Below are 23,457 nucleotides of genomic sequence, written 5' to 3'. Positions count from 1 at the left end.
AGTGAATGTCTCCGGTCCCACGCAAGATGGTTGCTGCCGACTATACGGCGCCCGCCCCCGAAGGTATATTGAATTGTTTCCATCCTGTGATCGCTTTTGCGACTCACCCACTTCGAACCCGATGAAAAACACGCTGAACGTCCTGCTCTCGAAGCTGCGCATGAAGCAACTGCAACTGCTGATCGCGCTCGACGATCACAAGTCGCTGCACAAAGCTGCCGGCGTGATGTCGATGACGCAGTCGGCGGCGAGCAAGGCGCTGCAGGAACTCGAATCGATGCTCGACGCGCCGCTTTTCGAGCGCTCGAAAAGCGGCATGATCCCGAACCAGCTCGGCCATTGCGTGATCCGCTACGCGCGTCTCGTGGCGACCGACCTCACCGCGCTCTGCCAGGACGTCGCCGAGATACGCTCGGGGCGCGGCGGCCGGCTCGCGGTCGGCGCGATCATGGGCGCGATTCCCGAATGCGTGGTGCCCGCGTTGAACCAGTTGCATGCGGGGCAGCCGGATCTGTCGATCGAAGTCGTGGAGGACACGAGCGCGCGCATGCTTGCGCAACTCGACGACGGGCGGCTCGATCTCGTGGTGGGCCGCGCGGCGGTCGCGGCCGATCCGTCGAAGTATCAGTATCGTCCGCTCGGCGACGAGCCGCTCTCGGTGGTGGTCGGCTATTGCCATCCGCCGTTGCCGCGCCGGGACATGACGTTGCGCGATCTGACGGACTATCGCTGGGTCATGTATCCGTCGCACATGCCGCTGCATGCGCTGCTCGAACGCGAGATGGATCTGGCCGGACTCGGCATGCCCGACAATCCGATTTCAACGGCTTCCACGTTCGTGACCGTCGCGCTACTGCAGCGCAGCGCTGAACTCGTGTCGCTGCTGCCGAGCGCGATTGCCGGGCCGTTCGTGCGGCACAAGATGCTGCGCGTCGTGCCGCTCAGGCTCAAGTCGCCGTCGCAGACGTTCGGCATCGTCACGCGTAAGGGCGGGGTGTTGTCACCGCCGGCGGAGCGGTTCATCGCGCTGTTGCGCGCGCAGGCGCAGACGAAAGTACCGGCTAAAAATGACAAAACCGCCTGAAACGGCGGTTTTTTCCGATCTGAAAGACTTTCAATATCTCACGGCGCTTCGCGTTTTGTCATCCGCCGTCGACAGGTGTTGTAGCGATGATACTGTCGGGTAACTACGAACCGAGGGCGATTTCTCGTTCCGCGCTACACTGATTCGAGTGAGCCGGGCGGTGCAGCCTGGCGATCGCTCGGGGGAGCAGCCATGAATCGGCCACCGCTTCGGTTTCCGCTTCGCGCGACCGGCACCGTGCCGGTCCGGACCTGGCTCAAATGGGGGCTGGCGGTAGCGCTTTTGCTTGCCATCGCGGTGATCGCGCGCCTCGTGCAGATCGAGATCGATACCTCACGATTGCAGGCGCGCTACCTTTCCGAACTGACCCGCGACGTTGGTTTTTCGGTCGACGCGGGTCCCAGTCATTCCATCCGCTTTCCGCAAGCCGACAAAGGCCCCTACGACACCCGTTTAGGCTACGCGCTGCTGCCGTCGATCCAGCAACGGCTGCTGCAACGCGGCTTCGAAATCAGCTCGCAGGCGCGCGATTCCGAGCGGATGTTGTCGCTCGCCGATAACGGCCTTTTCTTGCCCTACGAGGAAAAGGATACCGCTGGTCTGCAACTGTTCGACGGCACCGGCGCGCCGCTTTTCAGCGCGCAGTTTCCAGGCCGCGTCTACGATAGCTTCGACGCGATTCCGCCGCTCGTCGTGAACTCGCTGCTGTTTATCGAAGACCGTTATCTGCTCGATCCGGATCAGCCGAACCGCAATCCGGCGATCGACTGGGGACGCTTTAGCCGCGCGCTCGCCGACCAGGGCGTGCGCATCTTCAACCATCATCAGCAGACGCCGGGTGGCAGCACGCTCGCGACGCAGATCGAAAAATTCCGTCACTCGGCCGGCGGCCGCACCGCGACACCGCCCGAAAAACTGCGGCAAATTGCGTCCGCTTCGGTGCGCGCGTATCTGAACGGTCCGCAGACGCTGCCCGCGCGCCAGCAGATCGTGGTCCATTATCTGAACTCGGTGCCGCTCTCCGCGCAGCCGGGTATCGGCGAAATCAACGGCATTGGCGATGGTCTCGCCGCATGGTACGGACGCGATTTCCGCGAGACCAACCGCGTGCTGAGAGCGCCGTCGACGCAAGCGAATCTGGACGAGCAGGGCGCCGCATTCCGCGAAGTGCTTTCGCTGATGATCGCGCAGCGCGCGCCGTCGTATTTCCTGCAGCGCGGCTACCCCGATCTCGAACGGCGGACCGACAGCTATTTGCGGCTGCTCGCGAGCGGCGGTGTGATATCGGCCCCGTTGCGCGATGCGGCGCTTGCTGCGCACGTCGAGTTGCATCGTGCATCGAGGAGCGTGTCGAACACCGATTCGTTCGTGTCGCGCAAGGCCGTGACGTCGATGCGTTCGCATCTGCTCGCCGCGCTCGGCGTGCGCAGCTTCTACGAACTCGATCGCCTCGACGCGCAGGCGCAAGGCACGCTCAACAATGCCGTGCAGCAGGCCGTCAGCGACCGGCTCGCCGCCGCCGCGACACGCGACGGCGCAAAGGCCGCGGGGCTCGTCGGCTACGAAATGCTGCGCGCATCCGATGATCCTTCGCATATTGCCTATAGCTTCACGCTGTTCGAGCGCAAGGGCGGCGCGAACCTCGTGCGCGTGCAAACCGACAGCGTGAACCAGCCGTTCGATATCAACTCGGGCGCGCGTCTGAATCTCGGCTCGACGGCGAAACTGCGCACTATCGTCACGTATTTGCAGATCGTCTCCGATCTGCATACACGCTATGCATCGCTAAGCAATGCGGAACTGAAGGCTGTCACGCCCGATCCGAACGATCGGCTCACGCGCTGGGCGATCGACTATCTGCTGCACACGCGCGACCATTCGCTGCAGCCGATGCTCGACGCGGCCGTCGAGCGCAAGTACTCGGCAAGCCCCGGCGAAACGTTCTACACCGGCGGCGGCGCGCAAACCTTCACGAACTTCGACTCCGACGACAACAGCCGCATCCTGACGGTGCATCGCGCGTTCCAGCATTCGGTGAACCTTGTGTTCGTGCGGCTCATGCGCGACATCGTGCACTACGAAATGGTGCAGACCACGGGGCCGTCGGCGCAATGGCTCGGCGATCCAGCGATCCGCAAGATGTATCTGACGCGCTTCGCCGATCAGGAAAGCCGCGTGTACATGAAGCGTTTCTACACGAAGTATCACGACAAGACGCCCGATCAGGCGCTCACGTTGCTGCTGCTCGGCGTGCGCAAATCGCCGCCGAAAGTGGCGACCGTCTTGCGCAGCGTCGCGCCGGACGAATCGAATGCCTGGTTCAACGCAATGATGCGCGCGGCGTTGAAGAAAACACCGGCCGCTTCGATACTCGATGACGAAGACCTCGCGAACCTGTATGGGAAATATGGCATCGACCGCTTCAATCTGAACGATCGCGGCTATATCTCGGGCGTGCATCCGCTCGAACTGTGGACGCTCAACTATCTGCGCTCGCATCCCGACGCGACGCTCGCGCAGGTCGAAAGCGCGAGTCAGGACGTGCGGCTGTCCACCTACTCGTGGCTGTTCAAAACGCGCTATCACGCCACGCAGGACCGCCGCATCAAACGCATGGTCGAGTTGCGCGCGTATCAAGCGATCGGCAAGTCGTGGCAGGCGCTCGGCTATCCGTTCGCGACGCTCACGCCTTCATATGCGGCGGCGATCGGCGCATCGGGCGACCGGCCCGCGGCGCTCGCGCAACTGATCGGCGTGATTACGAACGACGGCAACAAGATGCCGACCGAAACGCTCACGCAAATCGACTTCGCGAAAGACACGCCGTACGAAACGCATTTCCGGCGTGCGGCGGTCGCGCCGCAGCAGCAGGTGTCGCCGGAAATCGCGGGCGTCGTCAGGATGCTGTTGCGCGACGTCGTGACGGGCGGCACGGCGAGGCGTCTCGCCCAGGGCATGACGTTCCCCAATGGCGAAACGCTCGACGTGTACGGCAAGACCGGCACCGGCGACCAGCGGTTCAACGTGTTCGCCAAAGGCGCGCGGTTGATCGAGTCGCGCAAGGTGAACCGCAGCGCAACCTTCGTGTTCGCGCTCGGCGACCGTTTCTACGGCACGCTGACCGCGTGGGCGCATGAGCCCTACGCGGCGCGTTACGACTTTACGAGCGCATTGGCCGTGCAGTTGCTGAAGTCGATGGCGCCGGCGTTGCAGCCGTTGCTCGATAAGCCGGCTGGGAAGACCGTGGCGATGCGGGCAAAGCCGGAGCCGGCCGTGACGAAGACTGCCGTGCAGTGAGTTTTTGCAGGGCGTTGGCCGCGCTCAATCTGTTATCGATTCATTCGAGGTTTTCTGTTCGCCCCGCATTCGCCGCTGCTTTTCGTCGCGCGCGCGGCACGGCGGTCGAAGCGCGCACGACCAGTCTCGGCGCCGATGAAATCCGCATCGGCACGTGCTTCGTGCCGCGTCCGGCCTGTCCGTACGACGACTCGATCAGCTCGCGCAACAGATCGACCGCGAGTCCGGCGGCCTCGACGGTCGGCACGGCTACCGTCGTCAGCGCGGGACGTGATTCGCGCGCGAGTTCGATGTCGGTGATGCCGACCACCGAGAGATCGTCCGGCACGCACAGGCCGAGATCGGCGGCGGCGTGCATCGCGCCGAGCGCGGGCAGGTCGTTGGTCGCGAAGATCGCGGTGAGTTGCGGATCGGCTTCGAGCAGCGCGCGCGCTGCGAGGTAGCCGCCGCGAATCGTATCGACCGCGTGCCTGACACGATTCTTCGCGACGCCGGCCGCACGCAGCGCATCGACGAAACCTTCATAGCGCGTCGCGTGAATGCCCGATGCCTTGCTGCCGACAATCGCGCCCATGCGCCGGTGCCCAAGCTCGAGCAGATGCGTGCCGGCCAGCTCTCCGGCGAGCCGGAAATCGACCGCGACGCACGGCAGACCCGGCGGCTCGCTGGGCCGCTCCCACATGCACAGCACCACGGGCGTGCCGCGCGCTTCGGTCGTGTGAAGGTCCGCGAAATCGAGGTTCGCATTCGTCACGAGCACGCCTTCGGAGAGCGTGCCGGCGATCTGGTCGAGATACGCGCGGCCGGTCAACGGATCTTCGTTAGTATTGCAGATGATCACGAAATGGCCGCTCGTGCGCGCCGCGCGTTCGACGGCGAGCGCGAACTCCGGATAGAACGGATTGGCGATGCTCGACACCATCAGCGCGAGCGTCGGCGCGCGGCCTTCGGCGAGCGCGCGCGCGGCGAGGTGCGGACGATAGCCGAGCGTCTCGACTGCGTCGAGCACGCGCTGCCGGGTCGTTTCGCCGACGCGGCCGCGGTGGCGCAATACGTTGGAGACCGTGGCCGGCGTGACGCCGGCATGACGCGCGACTTCGCTGAGTGTGGGCATGATGTTTTCAGTATTTGGGACGGCTACCCGGCATTTGCGTCGCGGCGCAAGGCGCGGCAACATCTGTCGTCGAACAGGCAGACAAACGATATCGGAGACAGCCCCACGATCGCATGCGATCGATTTTTTCGGTCCTGCTGATTAAGCGCTTAATCTCCGACTTCGAGCCGATTAAATCACGGAGTCGAGGCAATGGCGAGCATTTCGTTACGAGGTGTGCAGAAGGCGTATGGCGACGGCACGCCGGTGATCCGCAACGTCGACCTGGACATCGGCGAGAACGAATTCTGCGTGTTTCTCGGGCCATCGGGCTGCGGCAAGTCCACGCTGCTGCGCATGATCGCCGGTCTCGAAGACGTGACGGACGGCGATCTCGCGATCGACGGCGCGATCGTCAACGACGTGCCCGCCGCGCAGCGTGGCGTCGCGATGGTGTTCCAGAGCTACGCGCTGTTTCCGCACATGACCGTGTTCGAGAACATGGCCTTCGGCCTGAAGCTCGCCAAAACGCCGAAGGACGAAATCGAGCGCAAGGTGCGCGAAGCGGCGCGCATCCTGCAACTCGAAGCGCTGCTCGAGCGGCGGCCGAAGGCGCTCTCGGGCGGGCAGCGCCAGCGTGTTGCGATCGGCCGCGCGATCGTGCGCGAGCCCGGCGTGTTTCTGTTCGACGAACCGTTGTCCAATCTCGATGCGACGCTGCGCGGGCAAACGCGCGTCGAGATCGCGCGCCTGCATAAGCAGTTCGCGAAGGCAAGCGTGGTCTACGTGACGCACGACCAGATCGAAGCGATGACGCTCGCCGACAAGATCGTGCTGCTGTATACGGGCAAGGACACGGAGCGCTACGGCAGCATCGCGCAGATCGGCGCGCCGCTCGAACTGTATCGCCGCCCGAAGAGCCGCTTCGTGGCCGGCTTCATCGGCTCGCCGCGCATGAATTTTCTGCCGGGCAAAGTCGCCTCGCTCGACGCGCAGGGCGTCGTCGTCACGCTCGATCACACCGGAGAAAACGTGCGCGTGCCGGTGAGCGGCGCGGGCCTGCAAACGGCGCAGCCCGTCACGCTCGGCGTGCGTCCCGAACATCTCGAATTCGTCGATGCGCTTGCGGTTGCACCGGCAACGGCAGCGACTACTGTTGCTGCATCCGCCGACAGCGTGCTCACGCGCACCGTCTCGCTCGTCGAACAGCTCGGCGAACACAGCTACGTTCACCTCGATCAGCCTGGCGGCGCCGTGCTAATTGCCAAAGCGCCGGGCGAGACGCGTCTCGCGCCCGGCGATCGCGCGAGCCTGCGCGTGCCGCGCGCGGTTTGCCATCTGTTTACCGAAGACGGTTTCGCGGCCGACGCGCTCGAATCCGTCGAACACTACGCTTGAAGAACATTGGGGACATAGGGATGCGTCTAGGAGTCTGTTACTACCCGGAACACTGGCCGGAGTCGCTGTGGGAAGACGACGCGCGCCGGATGAAAGCGCTCGGCATCGAGCAGGTGCGGATTGCCGAGTTTGCGTGGAGCCGAATGGAGCCGACGCCCGGCGAATACGACTGGGGCTGGCTCGATCGCGCGATCGACGTGCTCGGCGCGGCGGGTCTCAAGGTCGTCATGTGCACGCCGACCGCCACGCCGCCGAAGTGGCTGATCGACCGTCATCCCGACATCCTGCCGGTTGGCGCCGATGGACGTGCGCGTGCGTTCGGCTCGCGGCGTCATTACGACTTCTCGTCGCCTGCGTATTTCGAAGCGTCGCAGCGCATCTGCACGGCAGTGGCCGAGCGTTACGGCAAGCATCCGGCCGTCGCGTACTGGCAGACCGACAACGAGTTCGGCTGCCATCACACGGTGGTCAGCTATTCGCCGGCGGCCGTGGCGCGCTTTCGTGAATGGCTCAAGGCGCGTTATCGCACGATCCAGGCATTGAATGAAGCATGGGGCACGGTGTTCTGGAGCATGGAGTACCGCAGCTTCGACGAAATCGACGCGCCTGTTGCGACCGTGACCGAAGCGCATCCGTCGCACCGCCTCGATTACCGGCGTTTCGCGTCCGACGAAGTGGCGCGCTACAACCGCATGCAGGTCGAGATCATTCGCGCGCATTCGCCGGGCCGGCCCGTCGCGCACAACTTCATGCAGCTCTTCACCGAGTTCGATCACTACAAGGTCGCGGCCGATCTCGACGTTGCAAGCTGGGACAGCTATCCGCTCGGCGCGCTCGAAGAGCAGTGGTTCGCGCCGGACATCAAGGCGCGCTGGCTGCGCAGCGGTCATCCGGATTTCGCGTCGTTCAATCATGACGTCTATCGCGGCATGTCGAAGCTGCCGTTCTGGGTCATGGAGCAGCAGCCGGGGCCGGTGAACTGGGCGCAATGGAATCCCGCGCCGCTGCCTGGCATGGTGCGGCTCTGGAGCTGGGAGGCGTTCGCGCACGGCGCGGGCTGTGTGTCGTATTTCCGCTGGCGTCAGGCGCCGTTCGCGCAGGAACAGATGCATGCGGGCCTCAATACGCCCGACAACCGGCTCGATGTCGGCGGCAACGAAGCGGGACAGGTGGCCGACGAAATTCGCAACGTGCTCGCCGCGAATGCCGATGCCAATGCAACGGTCCGCTCGAAGGCCGCGCTCGTCTACGACTACGAGGCGAAGTGGCTGTTCGAGATTCATCCGCAGGGCGCGGATTTTCACTATCCGCGTTTCGCGTTCGAGTACTACTCGGCGTTGCGCTCGCTCGGACTCGATGTCGATATCGTGCCGGCCGGCGCATCGTTCGACGGCTATAGCCTGGTCGTCGTGCCGCCGCTGCCGGTCGTGCCCGATGATTTCGCCGGGAGGCTTGAGAAGTCGGGCGCACAGGTCGTGTTTGGTCCGCGTGCGGGCTCCAAGACGCGTGACGTGCACATTCCGGCGAATCTGCCGCCCGGCGCGTTGACTGCGGTGTTGCCGCTGCGTGTGTGGCGCGTCGAATCGATGCGGCCGAACGTAACGGAGGCGGTCATTCTCGAAGGTCGCGGGAAAGATGGAGAAAAAGACGGAGAAAACGTGGGCGACGGCTTCGCGCGTCACTGGCGCGATTTCATCGACAGCGATGCATCGTCGGCGCTCGACGTGCGCGCGCGTTTCGCGGACGGTCATCCCGCTTACGTGCGCAGCGGCGCGTGCCACTATTTCGCGGGCCTGTTCGACGACGCGCTTACGCAGCGGCTGTTCGCGCGGATCGCGCAGGAGGCCGGCATCGAAACGATTCCGCTCGGCGACAGCGTGCGCGTGAGCCGGCGCGGCGCGTTGACCTATGTGTTCAACTACGGCGCCGAAGCTCATACGCTCGATGAAGTCGCAGGGAATGCCTTCGTGATCGGCTCGTGCACGGTGCCCCCTCAAGGCGTGGCGATTTACCGTTCGTGATGGAGGTTCGGCCGCAATAGATTCACGCAGTAGTTCGACGCAGAAGCGACAACGACGTAAAACCATGGAATGAAGGAGACAGGCAGAATGAAACTGAAACCACGCAAGATTCTGTTGGCACTCGCGCTGGCTGCGGTGGCGGCGGGGACGTCCGTCGTCAGCACGGCGCAGGCGAGCACGCTTGCGCTCAACATCGCGTACAAGGGGGCGAGTCAGCGCGCGGTCTGGCAGCAGGTTGTCGACGAGTTCAAGAAAGCGCATCCCGGAATCGACGTGAAGGTGTCGTTCATCGACGAGGAAGCTTACAAGGTTCAGTTGCCCGGCTGGCTTTCCACTGTCGCGCCCGACGTCGTCAACTGGCATGACGGTGAACGCATGGCGTATTACGCGCAGCGCGGCCTGTTCGAGGACCTGAGCGGCGACTGGCAGAAGAACGGCTGGAACGAGATGTATGCGTCGACGAAGGACGCGTCGTCGTATAAGGGCAAGCAGTATGCCGCGCCGACCGTGTATTACTCGTGGGGGATGTTCTACCGCAAGGATCTGTTCGAGAAGGCCGGTATCAAGGGCGAACCGAAAACGTGGGACGAGTTTCTCGACGCCGCGAAGAAGCTGAAGGCGGCCGGCATTACGCCGATTGCCGTGGCGGGGCGTGACGCGTGGACACTCGCGGGCTGGTTCGATTATCTCGATCTGCGCCTGAACGGCAATGCGTTCCATCAGAAGCTCATGGCCGGAGAAATTCCGTACACCGATCCGCGCGTGAAGAAGGTCTACACGACATGGAAGCAACTGATCGACGACGGCTACTTCATCAATAATTCGCTCTCCTACGATCTCGATTCGGTACAGCCGTTCCTGTTCCAGGGCAAGGCCGGCATGATGCTGATGGGTACATTCATCACAGCAGGTTTTCCGCAGAACGTGAAGCCGCAGATGGGCTACTTCCAGTTCCCGATCATCGACCCGAAGGTGCCGACCGCCGAGGATGGTCCGGTCGAGTCGCTGCACATTCCGTCGAAAGCGAAGAACAAGGCCGATGCGCACACGTTCCTCGCCTTCGTCGAAACGCCCGAGATCGGCGCCCAGCTTGCAACGGGGCTCGGTTCGTTGTCGGCGAACAGCAAGTCGCCCGAGCCTGAAGATCCGATTTCGAAGATCGGCTTCCAGATCCTGTCGAACACGAAGGGCGGCATCGCGCAGTTTTACGATCGCGATATGACGAAGGAAATGGCCGACGAAGGGATGAAGGGCATGCAGCAGTTCGTTTCCGACCCGTCGAAGCTCGACGATATCCTCGCGCAACTCGAGCAGACCCGTCAGCGTATCTACAAGAAGTGAGCGGCGGCGGCCGCGAGGCCGCTGCTCGTTGCTATTCGCCGTATTGGATCGGATCGGGAGATTGATCGTGTCGCATTCCGTGAACCGTCAGAGCGCCGGCGGTCCTGTTGAACCTGGCGGGTCGGGCTTGCCCGCACCCGGCGGCGCACTGCGCGGCTCGCCTGCCACGTCGCGCCGGCGCGGCCCAACGCCGACCGCGCGGCGCCAGCGGCGCGCCGCGTTCCTGTTTCTCGCGCCGGCCTGCATCATGGTGGCCGTGTACGTGGTGTGGCCGATCCTCTCGACGATTCGCCTGAGCTTTTTCAACTGGGACGGCATGACCGAGCCGTCGTTCATCGGTCTCGCGAACTACGTCGAACTGTTCCATACGCCGACGTTCTACACGGCGCTCGAGAACAACCTCATCTGGCTCGTGCTGTTTCTGCTCGCTCCGCCAATGGGGCTTGCCGTCGCGCTGTATCTGAACCAGGCGGTGGCCGGCATTCGCATCGTCAAGTCACTGTTTTTCGCGCCGTTCGTGTTGTCGGGCGTGGTGGTCGGTTTGATCTTCTCGTGGTTCTACGATCCGACCTTCGGCCTGCTCGCGATGATTCTCGGCCACGGCGTGCCGGTGCTCGGCGATCCGCGCTATGCAACGCTCGGCATCGTATTCGCGGCGCTGTGGCCGCAAACCGCGTATTGCATGATTCTTTACCTGACCGGCCTCACCGCATTGAACGCCGAGCAGATCGAGGCCGCGCGCATGGAAGGCGCGCACGGCTGGTCGATGCTGTGGCACGTGATCCTGCCGCAACTGCGGCCCACCACGTTCATGGCGATCGTCGTCACGATCATCGGCGCGCTGCGCAGCTTCGATCTGATCTCGGTGATGACGGGCGGCGGTCCGTTCGAAAGCTCCACCGTGCTTGCATATTTCATGTATGACCAGGCGATCAAGTATTACCGCATCGGCTATTCGGCGGCGATAGCGGTCGTGCTGTTCGGCATCATGCTCGTGTACATCATCTACCACCTGCGGCGGATGCTGCGCGCCGAGCAATAAGGAGCCGCTCATGTTTCCGATTCCTATCGACAAATGGAAGCCGGCCACGCGCCGCGTGTACAAACTGACCTTGCCGATCGCACTCCTGATCTGGCTGTTGCCGATGATCGCGGTGCTCGTCACGTCCGTGCGTTCGACCGAAGAGCTGAGCGAAGGCAACTATTGGGGATGGCCGAAGCACTTCGCGATGTTCGACAACTATCGCGAGGCGCTGACGACTTCGCCGATGCTGCATTACTTCTGGAACAGCGTGCTGATTACCGTGCCTTCGGTGGTCGGCTCGATCGCGCTTGCTGCCATGGCGGGCTTTGCGCTCGCGATCTATCGGTTTCGCGGCAATTCGACCTTGTTCGCGACGTTCGTCGCGGGCAATTTCGTACCGATCCAGGTGCTGATGATTCCGGTGCGCGACCTCTCGTTGCGACTCGGTCTGTTCAATACCGTGGGCGCGCTGATTCTGTTTCATGTGTCGTTCCAGACCGGTTTTTGCGCGCTGTTTCTGCGCAACTTCATCAAGCAGTTGCCGTTCGAACTCGTCGAGGCGGCGCGCATCGAAGGGGCGAACGAGTGGACCGTGTTCTTCCGGATCGTTCTGCCGTTGATTCGGCCAGCGCTGGCCGCATTGACGATTCTCGTGTTTACGTTCGTGTGGAACGACTATTTCTGGGCGTTGTGTTTGACGCAGGGCGATGATGCCGCGCCGATCACCGTGGGCGTGGCCGCGCTGAAAGGACAGTGGACGACCGCATGGAATCTCGTCTCGGCGGGGTCGATTCTGGCTGCGTTGCCTTCGGTCGCGATGTTCTTCGCGATGCAAAAGCATTTTGTCGCGGGCCTTACGTTTGGGGCGACGAAGGGGTGAAGGTGTTGTCCGTCGTTGCGCACCCTTGACGAGGAACGCAACTTTTCCCGCAATGAACAAAAAAACCGGCCTTCGCGAGAAGGCCGGCGGATTTGCCTACCCCGATCAGGCCGGGTCGGCGTATTTCAGCGTCCACGTGAACGTGCGGCTGGCGCCGCCCGTCAGCGCGAACGAATTCGTCTTACACACGAAATTGGAGTGCAGCTGTCCAATCGGCGTGGTCGACAACGGGTTGGTCGCACCGTTCACCGTATCGAATTGCGACAGTGCGCAATTATCGAAGCCGGTGGTGGCGTAGTTGGTTGCGGCGCTATTCGTGTAGTTGACCGAGAAGCCGTCGCCACCCGCGGTGGTGTTCTGGAAATCCGCGAAAGACGAGAAGTCCGTTTCCACCGACAGATTGCCAGCCAGCGGGCTGCCCGTCGCCGCGCCCGAAGTCATCGTATCGGAGCGCGTGATCGTGCCGTGGCTGAAGGTCACGGTCGTATGCACCTGCAGATCGATATCCGTCGTGTACAGCGCGTTCTTCGCGGCCTGCCGGAACTTGGTCGTGTCGAACGTGACCACCACCTCACCGTTATTTTCCTGCACGTTCAGATTCTTGTAATACGTGACCGGAATATAGGTTTTGCTGTTATAGGTCACTTGCGGAATCAGCAAGGCGTAGGCGAGGTCGGTCGTGCCATACGCGAGCTGGTCCGAAGACGGCACCGGATAATACGGCGTGTACGAGTTGTAGTCGGGCGCCTGGCTCAGATTGAAGTTGATCACGCGCTTTCCATCGCGCACCGTGATGAGCGCCGCGCTGTACGGATGCGCGGTATCGGTCGGCTGGTTGTACCAGGTCAGCGTGTAATGCGGCTTCGTATTGAGGTAGGTTTGCATGTCGGCGTCGGACAGCGGCGCCTTGCCGTTGAAGCCGAGCTTGTCCCACCATGCGTTGACGTACATGAACTGGTGCAGCAGGCTGAAGTTCTCGCCCATCACGCGAGGCTTGCCGCGATACGAGTCGGTGCCGCGGCCCTTGACCCACATGTTCACCGACGGTGTCGGCAAGGTCGGGTCGTACCAGAAATTGCTGTAACGGTACGCCGCCTTGTAGATGTACGAGTAGGCCACCTGCATTTCCTGCTGCGTCAATACGCCTGCGTTGGCCGCGGCGGTCAGCACTTCCATGAAGGCCGTATCGCCGTACGGGCCGATCGAGCGGCCATAGTTGAAGCCCTGCCCATTCGTGTTGAGCTGCGCAAGAATCAGGTCGACCGACTTGCGCAGATAGGATTTCAGCTCGGGCGTCAGATTGGCCTCGTTGCCCATTTCCAGCGTGCGCTCGGTCACCTCGCCGATCAGCAGCGTGCTGTAGCGGTCGTAACGCGCCTGGTCGTAGTAAGTCGTGTGCGTGTTCGACGCTTCGTCGGAGAAGCCGCCCGTCGAGTCGTTGCGAATGTGCTTCGTGAGCGTGTACAGCAGCGCATCGCGCGCGCCCATCGTGGCGACGCTCGCGTCGGTCGACGAGGAGAACGTCGGATTGCTCCAGCCGAGTTTCTGGCGCAGCCCCGCAATGCCGTACGACACCGCGTAGTAGTTCTGCGCGGTATTGAGCGACGCCACGTCGATCGGCGTGCCGGCGGCCGGGCAGGTATTCGTTTTCCCGCTCGCGTCCGCGCCGAACATGTCGCAGAAGGTGAGGCGGGTTTGCAGCGTGGCCAGCATCGAGTCGCTGAACACTTCGTGCAGCATCCCGTGCGCGTTGAAATTGTTGAGCGCGACGAGATAGTAGTACTCGCCCCAGGACGTATTCGCATACGTGTAATCGGTGCCGTTCATCTGCGTCATCATCGCGGTCGTGATTTTCTGATACGTCGCGAGATAATCTGCGTAGGCCGGATCACCTTTCGTTTTCATGTCGATCAAAATCCACGACAGGCCAAGCGCGAGCTTGCCTGGCAGGAATTTGTCTCCGGTGTTCGTATCGAGCACGTGAACGGGGCTGCCGTCGCCTAGATCCATGACCACCTGCGTGAAATCGGGAGATTTCCTGATCAGATCGAACAGCGCTCGCATTTGCCCCATCATCGTGATCGGGATGCCCGCGCCGTCCGGCACGCTGGTGTCGGCCGAGCCGTAGACGATGCCGTGCAGCGAAATCGCCGAGTTCTGCGTCGGATCGGTCGTGGGCGTCGAGGTGGGCGGAGAAGTCGGGGAGGTCGACGAGCCAGGCGAACCGTCGTTCGTATTGCCGCCGCAGGCGGCGACTAACAGGGCGGTGGCAGCACTGAGGGCAAACGCAAGCGTAGTTTTCTTTGGTGAAAGCATTTCGTCTCCAGATTTTGATTTAATGAGTGCCTATTTGAGTTTTCGGATTTTCAGTGAATTTATGTTTTTATCTCCTTTAATTAATTAATCTCTGAAACCAGTTTTTTGAGGCCTTTTCAGAAGAACATTTTCCAGGCTTTAATGTCTGTCGTCATACAACTAAAACGATTGATGAAAAAGATGCCTGCATCGGGATAACAGCTAGTGTTCCCGTCGCATGGTGCTCCTGTCAGTCTTCTATCTCGGCCTGGCGGGTGTCTCCACAATCAGCCGTCGTTGCGACGCAGCACAACGATTACGGTAACCCGTGTTTTGAGTTACAGAAATATTCGGTAAGTCGTAGGAGATCATATCTCAAAGAAGATTGCAAGCGGCCTGAAATGCCGGCAATAGGGCGCCCGAACGCGTCTGAAGTCGAAAGTGAATGTCCGCTTTCGCGTGTGGACTGTTTCTGGATTCCCCTTTTGCGCGCTGTTTCTAACGCGCTTTCCAGAGTGATTGTCAGGGAGGATTTACTGCACCCTAGATTCATTAGTCCACCGAAGTTTTCTGCTTGTCGTGATGCTGATGCATTGCTTTCGCGCAGGTACCGTTCAGCTTCGAAAATGATTACACGGTGTGCACTTTTTGCTCATGCCGAAGCGTTGAAGTTAAACGTTTTCCTCGTTTGCTCAAGCTCAAGAACGACGTCGAAAATTATCTGGGATTCCTTATCATTATCGGCTGCCTGGCAGCCGGTTTTGGGTGGTCGGCAATGGTTCGCGGCGTCCTTCGGCTAAGATACGGCCCGCCTTGCATTTTTTAGAAGAGAAGGAGTTTTTTCGATGTTCCAACCGAGCAACGTATTCAAGGAAAATCTCGCGCAGATGCCCGCGATCGACGGCATCGCGCGTATCGATCTGATCGACGGCGCGGGCGCCGTGGTCGCCGGCATCGAGAACAAGCCGGGCAAGCAGGGCTCGCTCGCGGTCTACAATTATCTGCACGCTACGTTCGGCACGCTGGACGCAAAGGCCGCCGAATATGGCCTTGCGCTCTTCGCCGAACATACGGCCGACGCGCGCAACCGCCCCGGCGCACATCCGAATGTCGACCATCTGCTCGCGATTGCAGCAGGCGGCGGCGCGCTGCGTATCGACATCATCGCGGCCGGTTGAGACGATGTTGCCGTGCAGCAGGTTAGACGTTTTCCTGCCGCTGCCGCGAATCCACGCACACCCGCAAATGGATTCGCGGCCTGCCAGCATCTGTTTTTAAGTAGAAACCCCTAGTTTTTTTGAAAACATCGGATTGGCTTCACAATCGGCTTCTGTTCGGCGAATTGGGAAGCCAGCGGCCGGCGCACACTGAGTTCGTGCCAATCGCGCCCATTGCGCCTGGAGCCCGAAATGTCTTCCCGCCACGACAAGAGCCATCATTTCGAAGCCGGCTTGCCGGAATTTGCGACCTCGGAGCGGGACAGCCCGTTGTCCGGTCCTGATGCCGAGGCAATGCGCGAGTTGCAGCGCGCGTCCGAGGCCGTATTGCATCTCGCGACACAGGCCCACGCAGCCGTTGCACGCAGCGATGCGGCCGGCGCGGAAGCCGTGCGCAAATCGCTCGAAAAGCAGTTGACGCTCACCACCGGCCTGATCGACGAACTTCTGTCCGGCGCGCCCGGCCAGTCCGTACTGCATTGACGGCTCGCGTGCCTTCGGTGCCTTGGTATTAACCCGTACTGCCGATTTTCCGGAAACTCAAATGAGCGCTCTGACAGTAATTCTCTGCATCTGGGTGATGCTGGCAATTTGCGCGATCCTGTTTATTCGTGGCGCGAGTCCACGCATCGAGCCCGTGGCGAAACAGCCGCACGGCCGTCCGTCGCGCTATTCGCTTTCCGAGTGACGATTCCCGGCCAACGGCACCGAACCAACGGGGTAACATGAAGGGCGCCGGCGCTCATGCTGGGCTGCACTGTCGATGTTTCCACCGGAGGTTCTCGCATGGACGCACATTCGATTCTCGGCATGATGCATGCCGAAGAGGCTTTGCTGGTTTCCATCGTGCGGTCGCTGCCAGAGGACATCAAGCGCAGAATCGCCAATGACTTTCACGAGCAGGTGCAACTCGCCGAAACCTCGCATCTGAATCCGACGACGAATCGTGAAGCGGGCGACGCGTTCAGGGCGCATATCCGGCGCCTGTCGAACATGCTTGCTTCGTTGTCTTAACTAATGTGGTATTGCGCGGCGCGCGCTGAGCGTCGCGCTTCATCTTCGTCAGAGCAGCCAGCTTTCGGCGAAATGACTTGTAAGGACGCGGTGACGAGGTCACCGGCAGCGCCTTGCGTCTCCGTTTATTGGGGGCAGCTTAAGCCTGGCTTAAGAAAGCATCCCTAGGCTTCCCCCAGCCTCATGCAGCGTCTCACGCAGTGTCTGGAGACGCTGATTCAACGAAACCACCTCGTCGTGCGTGCCTTTCGCGCATGCGGCGGTCGACCGCTTAGCTTTAGCCAATGCCTCTATCTGTAGCTCGCATCCTGCCGGGGCGCGCCAGCAAAATCATCGTTGTGTGTGCAATGAGCTCGGTGTGCGCGGCGTACCTGATGACTCGCGACCATGCTGTGCCCAACGACGAACCAGGTGTCTCGCTGGTGAGCAAGGACTCGACGAAGGCCGTGGCCGGTTCGCAGACGTCGGCCACCGCAGGCGGTGCGCCGGCTGCATCGGCTGCTGCGGCTGCGCAGCCGCCCGCGTTCACCGTCAAAAAGGCCCCGATCGAACGCAACTTCGCGGCGGCGGCGCAGAGCATGGGTGTCGATACGGGCACCACCGCGATTCTGGTGCGTGCGTTCGACAACGAACTCAATCTCGCACGCGATCTGCAACCCGGCGACCAGGTGAGCGCGGTATTCGACAACGGCGGCAACGGCGGCAACGGCGGCAACGGCGATAGCGGCGCCAGCGGCGGCAGCAACAAAAGCGCCGCGAACGTAGGCGGAAACCAGGGCGCCACGCGCGCACCGCTCGCGGTTCGCATCGTTCGTGGATCGACCGCGCACGACGTGTTTCTGTACAAGGACCTTCAAGGCCAGCCGTTCTATTACTCGAAAGATGGCGCGAGCACGAAGCCCGCTTTCGAGCGATATCCGCTAGATTTCACACGCGTCTCGTCGGGCTTCTCGCTGCGCCGGTTCGACCCTGTGCTGCATCGTTGGCAAAGTCATAACGGCGTCGATCTCGCCGCGCCTGCCGGCACGCCGGTGCACGCGACGGCGAGAGGCGTGATCCGCTTTATCGGCCGTCAGACCGGCTATGGCAAGGTGGTCGTCATCCAGAACCCCGCACCGTATTCGACGACGTTCGCGCATCTGTCGCGTTTCGCGAAAGGGCTGCGACGCGGCAGCCACGTCACGCGCAATCAGGTGATCGGTTATGTCGGCGAGACGGGTTGGGCGACCGGTCCGCATCTGCATTACGAGGTCCACGTCAACAAGGTGCCGCAGGATCCGTTGACGGTCGAGTTGCCGGAGAAAACGCCGTTGCGTGCCGACGAGTTGCAGCAGTTCGAGGCGCGCGTTGCGCAATTGACGGCGTTGCTGTGAGCCGGGCAGGTTGCCGTCTCAGCTTTGCGACACGCTGGTCCGCACAAGGTAAGCGCTACTTCCTCGTGTAGTGCCGCGGCAATTCTGACCGGCGCGCTTCGCAAACCTTGGTCCGTCAATACGCGTGCGGGTTTTCCCGTGCGCCTCGAATCGACGCGCGCCGGTGCGCGAGAGGCATCGCGGCGGTAAGGTGGCGTCTCAATTCCGATTCATCAGATGCAATCGAGTGCTCGCGATACCTCATGCGAAAGTGCCGATCGTTGCCTGGTAAGGCTTTAGCCCGTCATGGCATGGCCGTTGCAATAAGAGAATCACAAGAACTACATATGTTGCAGCCGGAAACCACGCAGTGAATAAATACCGGCAGCAACAAACGTCTTCGTGATTCGCGTTCGGGGAGGGAGGCGCGTCTTGCGAAGTGCGGCGGGGCCAACTCTATACGGATGTCGATAAACAACGACGCGAGCGGGCGATGGGGAAGCATCGGTCACTCGCGATCGTGACGGCGTGAAGCGGAAACCTCGCCATTTTTCCGTCCCTGCGGACGGATCTGAATTCGCTGTACGTTCGCGGTAACGCATGGGCAAAGCATGGGCAACACGCGGGCAACATGCAGACCACGCACGGCGCGATTCGCGCAACGGGCGCTTGCGTGCCGGCCGGCAGGCTGCGAAGATCATGTTAACGCTCCTGTCGTTCCCGAATCCCGGGCGTGCTTCATGTTTGCGACGGTTCCAGTCGCGTCGGTCGGTCAAACCGCGCAGGCCACTTGCGTGAAAGCACGCGCAAGCGCCGTCCATGCCCGGTTGGCATCCTCCGCAGCGGGGAATTCCATGTTGGCGTCGATCCCGTTTCCTGAACTGCTGCACCACGCGAGCCTCTGGCTGCGAGCCTACGCGCTCGTGCTGGTGATGATGGGCGTCGGCGCATTGCTCGAGCGCCGCTGGCCCGCCGCATTGCTGCAATCGCGCGCGGGGCAGCGTTTGAACATGGCGTACGCGGGTTGGTATCTGGCGCTCGCCGAGGCTGCGAAGCCTCTCGCGGCCGCCGCCAGCGTCGCGATTGTGAATGCGTTCGGCGGCGGCATGGTGGTGCTCGTGTCGCAAGGCTGGGGGGCGCTTGCGTCTTTCGTGATCGTGCTGCTCACGATCGATCTGCTCGAATACGCGTTTCATCGCCTGCAGCACACGTGGCCTGTGCTATGGAAGCTGCATTCGCTGCACCATAGCGCGGTGGATTTCAACGTGACGATAACGCTGCGGCATCACTGGCTCGAAGTGTTCATCAAGGGATGTCTGCTCTATCCGATCGTCGGCGTGCTGTTCAGGGTCGAACCGTGGATCGTCGGCGCGACGTCGATCGTGTTCATGTTCGGCAACTACTTCTCGCATCTGAATCTGCGCGTGGACCTCGGCCGCTACATCACGTGGGTCAACAATCCGCAGTACCACCGCCTGCATCACTCGATTCGCGCCGAGCATCTGAATCACAACTTCGCGCAACTGCTGCCGCTGTGGGACCACGTGTTCGGCACGCGCTGGGTGCCCGCGAAACACGAATGGCCCGTCACCGGGCTCGACGACGGTACGCAGCCGCGTTCGTTGCTCGGTGCGTTGAGCTGGCCGCTGGGGCTGCATGCCGAACTCGATTCGGCGCCTGCTCGCAAGCCGATCGCGCTACTGGACAAGGAAACGAAATAAGACCTGGGGCAGACGTGCTTCACGGGCGTGCTTCACAGGCGCGCTTCACATGCGCAGCCACGCTGCGCAGCGGCACGGTTGCAAAGCCGGCTTGCCCGCTATGCCGTCTGCGCGTTTCGCACCGCCTTGCCGCCTAACAGCGACACGATCAACGTCGCCATCACGAGCACGCATAACGCGACGCGCAGGCCGAGCCAGCCGGCGCCGAGGCCGATCAGCGGCGGCCCGATCAGAAAGCCCGCATAACCAGCCGTGGCCGCCATCGAGACGCCGACCGCGGGCATCGGGCTCGAGCGGCCCGCCGCGCTGAAAATGACCGGAACGATATTCGCGAGACCGACGCCGACCATCGCGAAGCCGACGCACGCGGTCAGCACCGTCGGCAGGCTCAGGACCAGCGCGAGTCCGGCCAGCGCGATCAGACCACCGAGCGCGACCACCTTGCTCGAACCGAAACGGCGCACTGAGGCATCGCCTGCAATCCGGCAGGCCGCCATCGAAAATGCAAACGCCGAGTAGCCGATCGCGGCAACGCTCGCTTCCTGATTCAATGCCGAGCGCAGATAGACGGCGCTCCAGTCGGCCACCGCGCCTTCCACGAGCATGCAGAGAAACGCGAGCATCGCCAGCTTCATCACGCCGCCCTCGGGCCACGCGAAACCGCTCGACGCGGCGTGCGCGCGCGGGCCGACATCGCGCAATGCAAGTACCGCCGTAAAAACAATCAGGAGTGCGATGAATATATCGGGTGCCAGCAGCCCGCCGATCACGCCGACGCCGTTTTTTTGCAACATCGCGCCTGTCGCCGCGCCGAGCAGTCCGCCCGCGCTCCACGCCGCATGAAACGACGACATGATCGGCGCGCGCCACTGTGTTTCGATTGCGCTGGCGTGCCCGTTCATCGACACATCGAGCGCGCCGTTCGACGCGCCCAGCACGAACAGCACGATGCAAAGCGTCGCCATGCCGGGCGCGAGCGCGGGCAGCGGCAAGGCGATTGCGAATGCCGCGCCGAGCAGCGCGGTGGCCCGGCCGCTGCCGAAGCGCGGCGCCAGTTGCCCCGCGAGCGGCATCGCGACAATCGCGCCGAGCGCGAAACAGAACAGCGCAATGCCGAGCGATGCGTCGCCAAGCGACAGCCCTTCCTTGATGCGCGGCACTTCGACCGCCCACGCGCCGATGCCGAAGCCGTTGGCGAGAAAGACGCCGATCGTCGCGATGCGTTCCTTGACGGGCCTGATGAGCGGCCTGATGAGCGTGGCGTCGGGCGAAGTCATGGGCGCACCGCCATCACGTTGTCGCAGACGGCCTCGAAGCTCGCGAGCCGCGCGCGCGGCACATCGGCTTCGACGAACAGATAATCGACCGCCGATGTGGGCGCCACGGCAAACGGCGCGGCTGTCATCAGCTTTTCGGAAGTCAGTGCGATCGCGATCTGGCTGCTTGCCTGCACCATCGCGCGTTTCAGTTCGGCGTCCTCGGCATCGAACGCGGCGACACCTTCGTCGGGATCGAGCGCGCAGGCGCCGAGGAAGCACAGGTCGGCGCGGATCTGCTGGATTTGCAGCAGCGCGGTCGCGCCGAGCGAGCCGGCCGCACCGCGTGCAATGCGTCCTCCAATGAGTATCACGTCGAAGCCCGGCCGGTTCAGCAAGCGCGCGCAGGCTTCGGGCGAATTCGTCACGACGGTCAGATCCGCGTTCTCGGGCAGTGCCGCCGCAATCGCGACGTTCGTGGAGCCCGCGTCGAGCAGGATGATCTGCTTCGGGCGCACGATCGATGCGGCCGCCGCGGCGAGGCGCGCCTTGCGATCCACGGCTTCGTGCATGCGGACCGCGGCGGGTTTGTCGGCGGGCGAGACCACCAGCGCGCCACCGTAGACGCGCTTGCAGTGCCCCTGGCCGGCCAGGTCGCGCAGATGGCGGCGCACCGTGTGCTCCGAGGTCTGCAGCTCGGCGGCGAGTTCCGCCGCCAGCACGCGGCCGTGCGTGCGCAGCCGCTCCAGAATGAGCGCCTCGCGCTGCTCGGGCAGCAGCCCGTTGATGGCTTCCTCTCGCGTTCGCTGCATCGTCTCTCCTCGTTCGACCGGTATAAAACGATCATAAACGAGCAAAATATATCGTAAACGTGCAGGCAGTGCAAGCAGCGCGGCTGGGTTAGACGGCGCGGTTCAGGTCCCGCCTGGTGCGGCCGAAGACCAGCCAGTCGATCAGCCATACCGCGACGAGCGTCGCGCCCATCAGCGGAAAGACGGCGCCGAGCAGGATGAGGCCGGTTTTCCAGCCGAGCAACGGCGGCGCGGCGCGTTCACGCGACGGCGCGCCGAGCGAGTGTTGGGGGCGCCGCTTCCACCACATCACGCAGCCGGTCACGGCGAGCGCGGCGAGGCCGAGGGAAATCGCCGCGCACAGAAGCTGGTTCGCGACGCCGAAATAGCGGCCCATATGCAACGACGTGCCGTACGACACGGCTTTCGCGATTGCGCCGTAGTCGCCGTAGCGGATGTCTTTCAGCACGGCGCCACTGTATTGATCGACATACAGCGTGCGCTCATCTTTCGGATTCCCTGGGAAATATGAAATGGTGTAGACGCCGCTTGCCGAGTTGGGCAGCACGATGTTGTAGCCGTCGGTGATGCCGAGAGAGGCCGCGAGCGCGACGATGTGCCCGAGCGAGAGGGCTTGCGCGTCGCCGGCCGCATCGGCAGAAACAGGCACACGTGCGTTGCCGGCGGCCCATGGCTTGAGCGGCAACGGCAGATCGTCCATGACCATGCCGGGCATCGAGTCCATCCCGGCATGCACGTCATGCACGTCATGCGCGCCGCTCGTTGCCTGTGCATCCGTCGTGGCGGCGTGGTCCGCGTGCGCGCCCGGCAGCGCGGAGCGCAGCGCCAGGCCACCCCATGCGCCCGGCGGCGCGCCGAGATGCGTGGCTGTCGCGAACGCCTTGAACTGCTTGCCCCACGAGCCGGTCCACGGCAAGCCCGTCAGCACGAATGCGAGCGCGCCGAGCGCGAGCCAGATGCCGAGCGTCGCGTGGATGCTTTTCCACAGTGGGCGCCCTTGCAGCGAGAAGCGCGGCAACAGCGCAGCGCGGAAACCAGTCTTTCCGCGCGGCCACCAGAGCGCGATACCAGTGCCGATCATCACGAGCGTCCAGCATGCCGCCAATTCCATGAGTAATTCGCCGGGTTTGCCGAGCAGCAGCTTGCGATGCAGCATGCGATCCACCTGCATGAAACGGCGCTCGACGCTCAGCGTGCCCAATACCTCGCCGTTGTACGGATTCAGATAGACGCTTTGTTGCGTGCCGTCCGCGAGACGAAAAACGAATTCGGCACTGCGTTGCGGGTCGCTCGTGATAGCCGCGGTCGCCGCGACGGAATTGGGCGGCATCGCCGCGCGCGCTCTAGCGAGCAGCGCGTTTTCGGACAGCTTCGGCACCGCTTGCGGTGCGACGATCAGGCGCTGCCGGTATAGCAGCGGTTCGATCTGCGGCTGGAAACAGTACAGCGTGCCGGTGATAGCCAGCACGAGCAGAAAGGGCATCACGAAAAGGCCCGCGTAAAAATGCCAGCGCCACAGCGTTCTGTAACCTGGGTGGGCCGGGCTGGCAGTGGCGCCTGGAGTTGGGCGGTTCGCGGCGCGCATGCGTTCGGCGGCGTGAGTCGTGGACATGGAAATCCTCATCGGGCAAATTAAATCGATCAGTTGGCGT

18 protein-coding genes are annotated in these 23,457 nt (G+C 62.7%); 13 read left to right on the top strand and 5 right to left on the bottom strand.

The features are described 5' to 3' along the window. Positions 1 to 121: 121 nt before the first annotated feature. Both B9Z01_RS17915 and B9Z01_RS17910 read left to right on the top strand, forming a co-directional pair. Positions 122 to 1,084 carry a LysR family transcriptional regulator gene (locus B9Z01_RS17915; RefSeq protein ID WP_085485405.1) on the top strand — a complete coding sequence of 321 codons (963 nt, stop codon included), beginning with the start codon at positions 122 to 124 and terminating at the stop codon, positions 1,082 to 1,084. Between the two features lie 192 nt (positions 1,085 to 1,276). Beyond that, positions 1,277 to 4,381, top strand: a complete 3,105-nt coding sequence (locus B9Z01_RS17910; protein WP_085485403.1) for a transglycosylase domain-containing protein — start codon at positions 1,277 to 1,279, stop codon at positions 4,379 to 4,381. Positions 4,382 to 4,421: 40 nt separating this feature from the next. On the opposite strand, the gene B9Z01_RS17905 is transcribed toward B9Z01_RS17910, so the two are convergent. Next, a complete protein-coding gene (locus B9Z01_RS17905; protein WP_085485401.1) occupies positions 4,422 to 5,495 on the bottom strand; it encodes a LacI family DNA-binding transcriptional regulator in 1,074 nt (357 codons plus the stop codon). A gap of 192 nt (positions 5,496 to 5,687) precedes the next feature. On the opposite strand from B9Z01_RS17905, the gene B9Z01_RS17900 reads away from it, so the two are divergent. The 5 genes from B9Z01_RS17900 (at position 5,688) to B9Z01_RS17880 (ending at position 12,138) form a co-directional block, all read left to right on the top strand. Continuing rightward, positions 5,688 to 6,872: an ABC transporter ATP-binding protein gene (locus B9Z01_RS17900; protein WP_085485399.1), complete on the top strand. Its 1,185-nt coding sequence runs from the start codon at positions 5,688 to 5,690 to the stop codon at positions 6,870 to 6,872. 20 nt (positions 6,873 to 6,892) lie between these two features. After that, complete coding sequence (locus tag B9Z01_RS17895) at positions 6,893 to 8,893, top strand: beta-galactosidase (RefSeq protein ID WP_085485397.1); 2,001 nt, start codon at positions 6,893 to 6,895, stop codon at positions 8,891 to 8,893. A gap of 87 nt (positions 8,894 to 8,980) precedes the next feature. Next, positions 8,981 to 10,234, top strand: coding sequence for an ABC transporter substrate-binding protein (locus B9Z01_RS17890; protein WP_085485396.1), 1,254 nt, complete (start codon positions 8,981 to 8,983; stop codon positions 10,232 to 10,234). A gap of 67 nt (positions 10,235 to 10,301) precedes the next feature. Beyond that, entirely contained in the window at positions 10,302 to 11,276 is a 975-nt protein-coding gene (locus B9Z01_RS17885) for a carbohydrate ABC transporter permease (protein WP_085485746.1), read from the top strand. A 10-nt stretch (positions 11,277 to 11,286) separates the two neighbouring features. After that, entirely contained in the window at positions 11,287 to 12,138 is an 852-nt protein-coding gene (locus tag B9Z01_RS17880; RefSeq protein ID WP_085485395.1) for a carbohydrate ABC transporter permease, read from the top strand. A 105-nt stretch (positions 12,139 to 12,243) separates the two neighbouring features. Here the strand turns inward: B9Z01_RS17880 and B9Z01_RS17875 are convergent, their stop codons facing one another. After that, complete coding sequence (locus tag B9Z01_RS17875; protein ID WP_085485394.1) at positions 12,244 to 14,454, bottom strand: hypothetical protein; 2,211 nt, start codon at positions 14,452 to 14,454, stop codon at positions 12,244 to 12,246. A gap of 824 nt (positions 14,455 to 15,278) precedes the next feature. Here B9Z01_RS17875 and B9Z01_RS17870 point away from each other — a divergent pair. The 6 genes from B9Z01_RS17870 (at position 15,279) to B9Z01_RS17850 (ending at position 19,737) form a co-directional block, all read left to right on the top strand. Further along, positions 15,279 to 15,611 carry a DUF2322 family protein gene (locus B9Z01_RS17870; RefSeq protein WP_085485393.1) on the top strand — a complete coding sequence of 111 codons (333 nt, stop codon included), beginning with the start codon at positions 15,279 to 15,281 and terminating at the stop codon, positions 15,609 to 15,611. Between the two features lie 231 nt (positions 15,612 to 15,842). Beyond that, positions 15,843 to 16,133: a hypothetical protein gene (locus B9Z01_RS17865; RefSeq protein ID WP_085485391.1), complete on the top strand. Its 291-nt coding sequence runs from the start codon at positions 15,843 to 15,845 to the stop codon at positions 16,131 to 16,133. A gap of 61 nt (positions 16,134 to 16,194) precedes the next feature. Then, positions 16,195 to 16,338 (top strand): hypothetical protein, encoded by a 144-nt coding sequence (locus B9Z01_RS35595; protein WP_167387511.1) that lies wholly within the window; start codon positions 16,195 to 16,197, stop codon positions 16,336 to 16,338. Positions 16,339 to 16,436: 98 nt separating this feature from the next. Then, on the top strand, positions 16,437 to 16,664 hold the full coding sequence (locus tag B9Z01_RS17860; protein WP_085485389.1) for a hypothetical protein: 228 nt from the start codon (positions 16,437 to 16,439) through the stop codon (positions 16,662 to 16,664). 347 nt (positions 16,665 to 17,011) lie between these two features. Next, positions 17,012 to 18,037 (top strand): M23 family metallopeptidase, encoded by a 1,026-nt coding sequence (locus B9Z01_RS17855; RefSeq protein WP_085485387.1) that lies wholly within the window; start codon positions 17,012 to 17,014, stop codon positions 18,035 to 18,037. A gap of 833 nt (positions 18,038 to 18,870) precedes the next feature. Then, complete coding sequence (locus tag B9Z01_RS17850; protein ID WP_085485385.1) at positions 18,871 to 19,737, top strand: sterol desaturase family protein; 867 nt, start codon at positions 18,871 to 18,873, stop codon at positions 19,735 to 19,737. 98 nt (positions 19,738 to 19,835) lie between these two features. Here the strand turns inward: B9Z01_RS17850 and B9Z01_RS17845 are convergent, their stop codons facing one another. From B9Z01_RS17845 to B9Z01_RS17835, 3 genes are all read right to left on the bottom strand, one after another. Then, positions 19,836 to 21,014 (bottom strand): MFS transporter, encoded by a 1,179-nt coding sequence (locus B9Z01_RS17845; protein ID WP_085485383.1) that lies wholly within the window; start codon positions 21,012 to 21,014, stop codon positions 19,836 to 19,838. Beyond that, positions 21,011 to 21,805 (bottom strand): DeoR/GlpR family DNA-binding transcription regulator, encoded by a 795-nt coding sequence (locus tag B9Z01_RS17840; RefSeq protein WP_085485381.1) that lies wholly within the window; start codon positions 21,803 to 21,805, stop codon positions 21,011 to 21,013. Before B9Z01_RS17840 ends, B9Z01_RS17845 begins: the two co-directional genes overlap by 4 nt. An 88-nt stretch (positions 21,806 to 21,893) precedes the next feature. Beyond that, the gene (locus B9Z01_RS17835; RefSeq protein ID WP_085485379.1) at positions 21,894 to 23,417 is read right to left on the bottom strand and encodes a PepSY-associated TM helix domain-containing protein; all 1,524 of its coding nucleotides are present in this window, start codon (positions 23,415 to 23,417) and stop codon (positions 21,894 to 21,896) included. Positions 23,418 to 23,457 lie beyond the last annotated feature (40 nt).

This window comes from Paraburkholderia susongensis, from assembly GCF_900177725.1.
In the GTDB taxonomy this organism is placed as follows: Bacteria; Pseudomonadota; Gammaproteobacteria; order Burkholderiales; family Burkholderiaceae; genus Paraburkholderia; species Paraburkholderia susongensis.
This window is presented reverse-complemented; position numbering and strand designations above follow the sequence as displayed.

What these genes read in the sequence shown, in the direction of transcription:
- B9Z01_RS17840 (WP_085485381.1), bottom strand. Translation starts at nt 21,805, where the DNA reads ATGCAGCGAACGCGAGAGGAAGCCATCAACGGGCTGCTGCCCGAGCAG.
- B9Z01_RS17845 (WP_085485383.1), bottom strand. Translation starts at nt 21,014, where the DNA reads ATGACTTCGCCCGACGCCACGCTCATCAGGCCGCTCATCAGGCCCGTC.
- B9Z01_RS17915 (WP_085485405.1), top strand. Translation starts at nt 122, where the DNA reads ATGAAAAACACGCTGAACGTCCTGCTCTCGAAGCTGCGCATGAAGCAA.
- B9Z01_RS17880 (WP_085485395.1), top strand. Translation starts at nt 11,287, where the DNA reads ATGTTTCCGATTCCTATCGACAAATGGAAGCCGGCCACGCGCCGCGTG.
- B9Z01_RS17900 (WP_085485399.1), top strand. Translation starts at nt 5,688, where the DNA reads ATGGCGAGCATTTCGTTACGAGGTGTGCAGAAGGCGTATGGCGACGGC.
- B9Z01_RS17910 (WP_085485403.1), top strand. Translation starts at nt 1,277, where the DNA reads ATGAATCGGCCACCGCTTCGGTTTCCGCTTCGCGCGACCGGCACCGTG.
- B9Z01_RS35595 (WP_167387511.1), top strand. Translation starts at nt 16,195, where the DNA reads ATGAGCGCTCTGACAGTAATTCTCTGCATCTGGGTGATGCTGGCAATT.
- B9Z01_RS17895 (WP_085485397.1), top strand. Translation starts at nt 6,893, where the DNA reads ATGCGTCTAGGAGTCTGTTACTACCCGGAACACTGGCCGGAGTCGCTG.
- B9Z01_RS17890 (WP_085485396.1), top strand. Translation starts at nt 8,981, where the DNA reads ATGAAACTGAAACCACGCAAGATTCTGTTGGCACTCGCGCTGGCTGCG.
- B9Z01_RS17860 (WP_085485389.1), top strand. Translation starts at nt 16,437, where the DNA reads ATGGACGCACATTCGATTCTCGGCATGATGCATGCCGAAGAGGCTTTG.
- B9Z01_RS17835 (WP_085485379.1), bottom strand. Translation starts at nt 23,417, where the DNA reads ATGTCCACGACTCACGCCGCCGAACGCATGCGCGCCGCGAACCGCCCA.
- B9Z01_RS17855 (WP_085485387.1), top strand. Translation starts at nt 17,012, where the DNA reads ATGAGCTCGGTGTGCGCGGCGTACCTGATGACTCGCGACCATGCTGTG.
- B9Z01_RS17875 (WP_085485394.1), bottom strand. Translation starts at nt 14,454, where the DNA reads ATGCTTTCACCAAAGAAAACTACGCTTGCGTTTGCCCTCAGTGCTGCC.
- B9Z01_RS17905 (WP_085485401.1), bottom strand. Translation starts at nt 5,495, where the DNA reads ATGCCCACACTCAGCGAAGTCGCGCGTCATGCCGGCGTCACGCCGGCC.
- B9Z01_RS17870 (WP_085485393.1), top strand. Translation starts at nt 15,279, where the DNA reads ATGTTCCAACCGAGCAACGTATTCAAGGAAAATCTCGCGCAGATGCCC.
- B9Z01_RS17865 (WP_085485391.1), top strand. Translation starts at nt 15,843, where the DNA reads ATGTCTTCCCGCCACGACAAGAGCCATCATTTCGAAGCCGGCTTGCCG.
- B9Z01_RS17850 (WP_085485385.1), top strand. Translation starts at nt 18,871, where the DNA reads ATGTTGGCGTCGATCCCGTTTCCTGAACTGCTGCACCACGCGAGCCTC.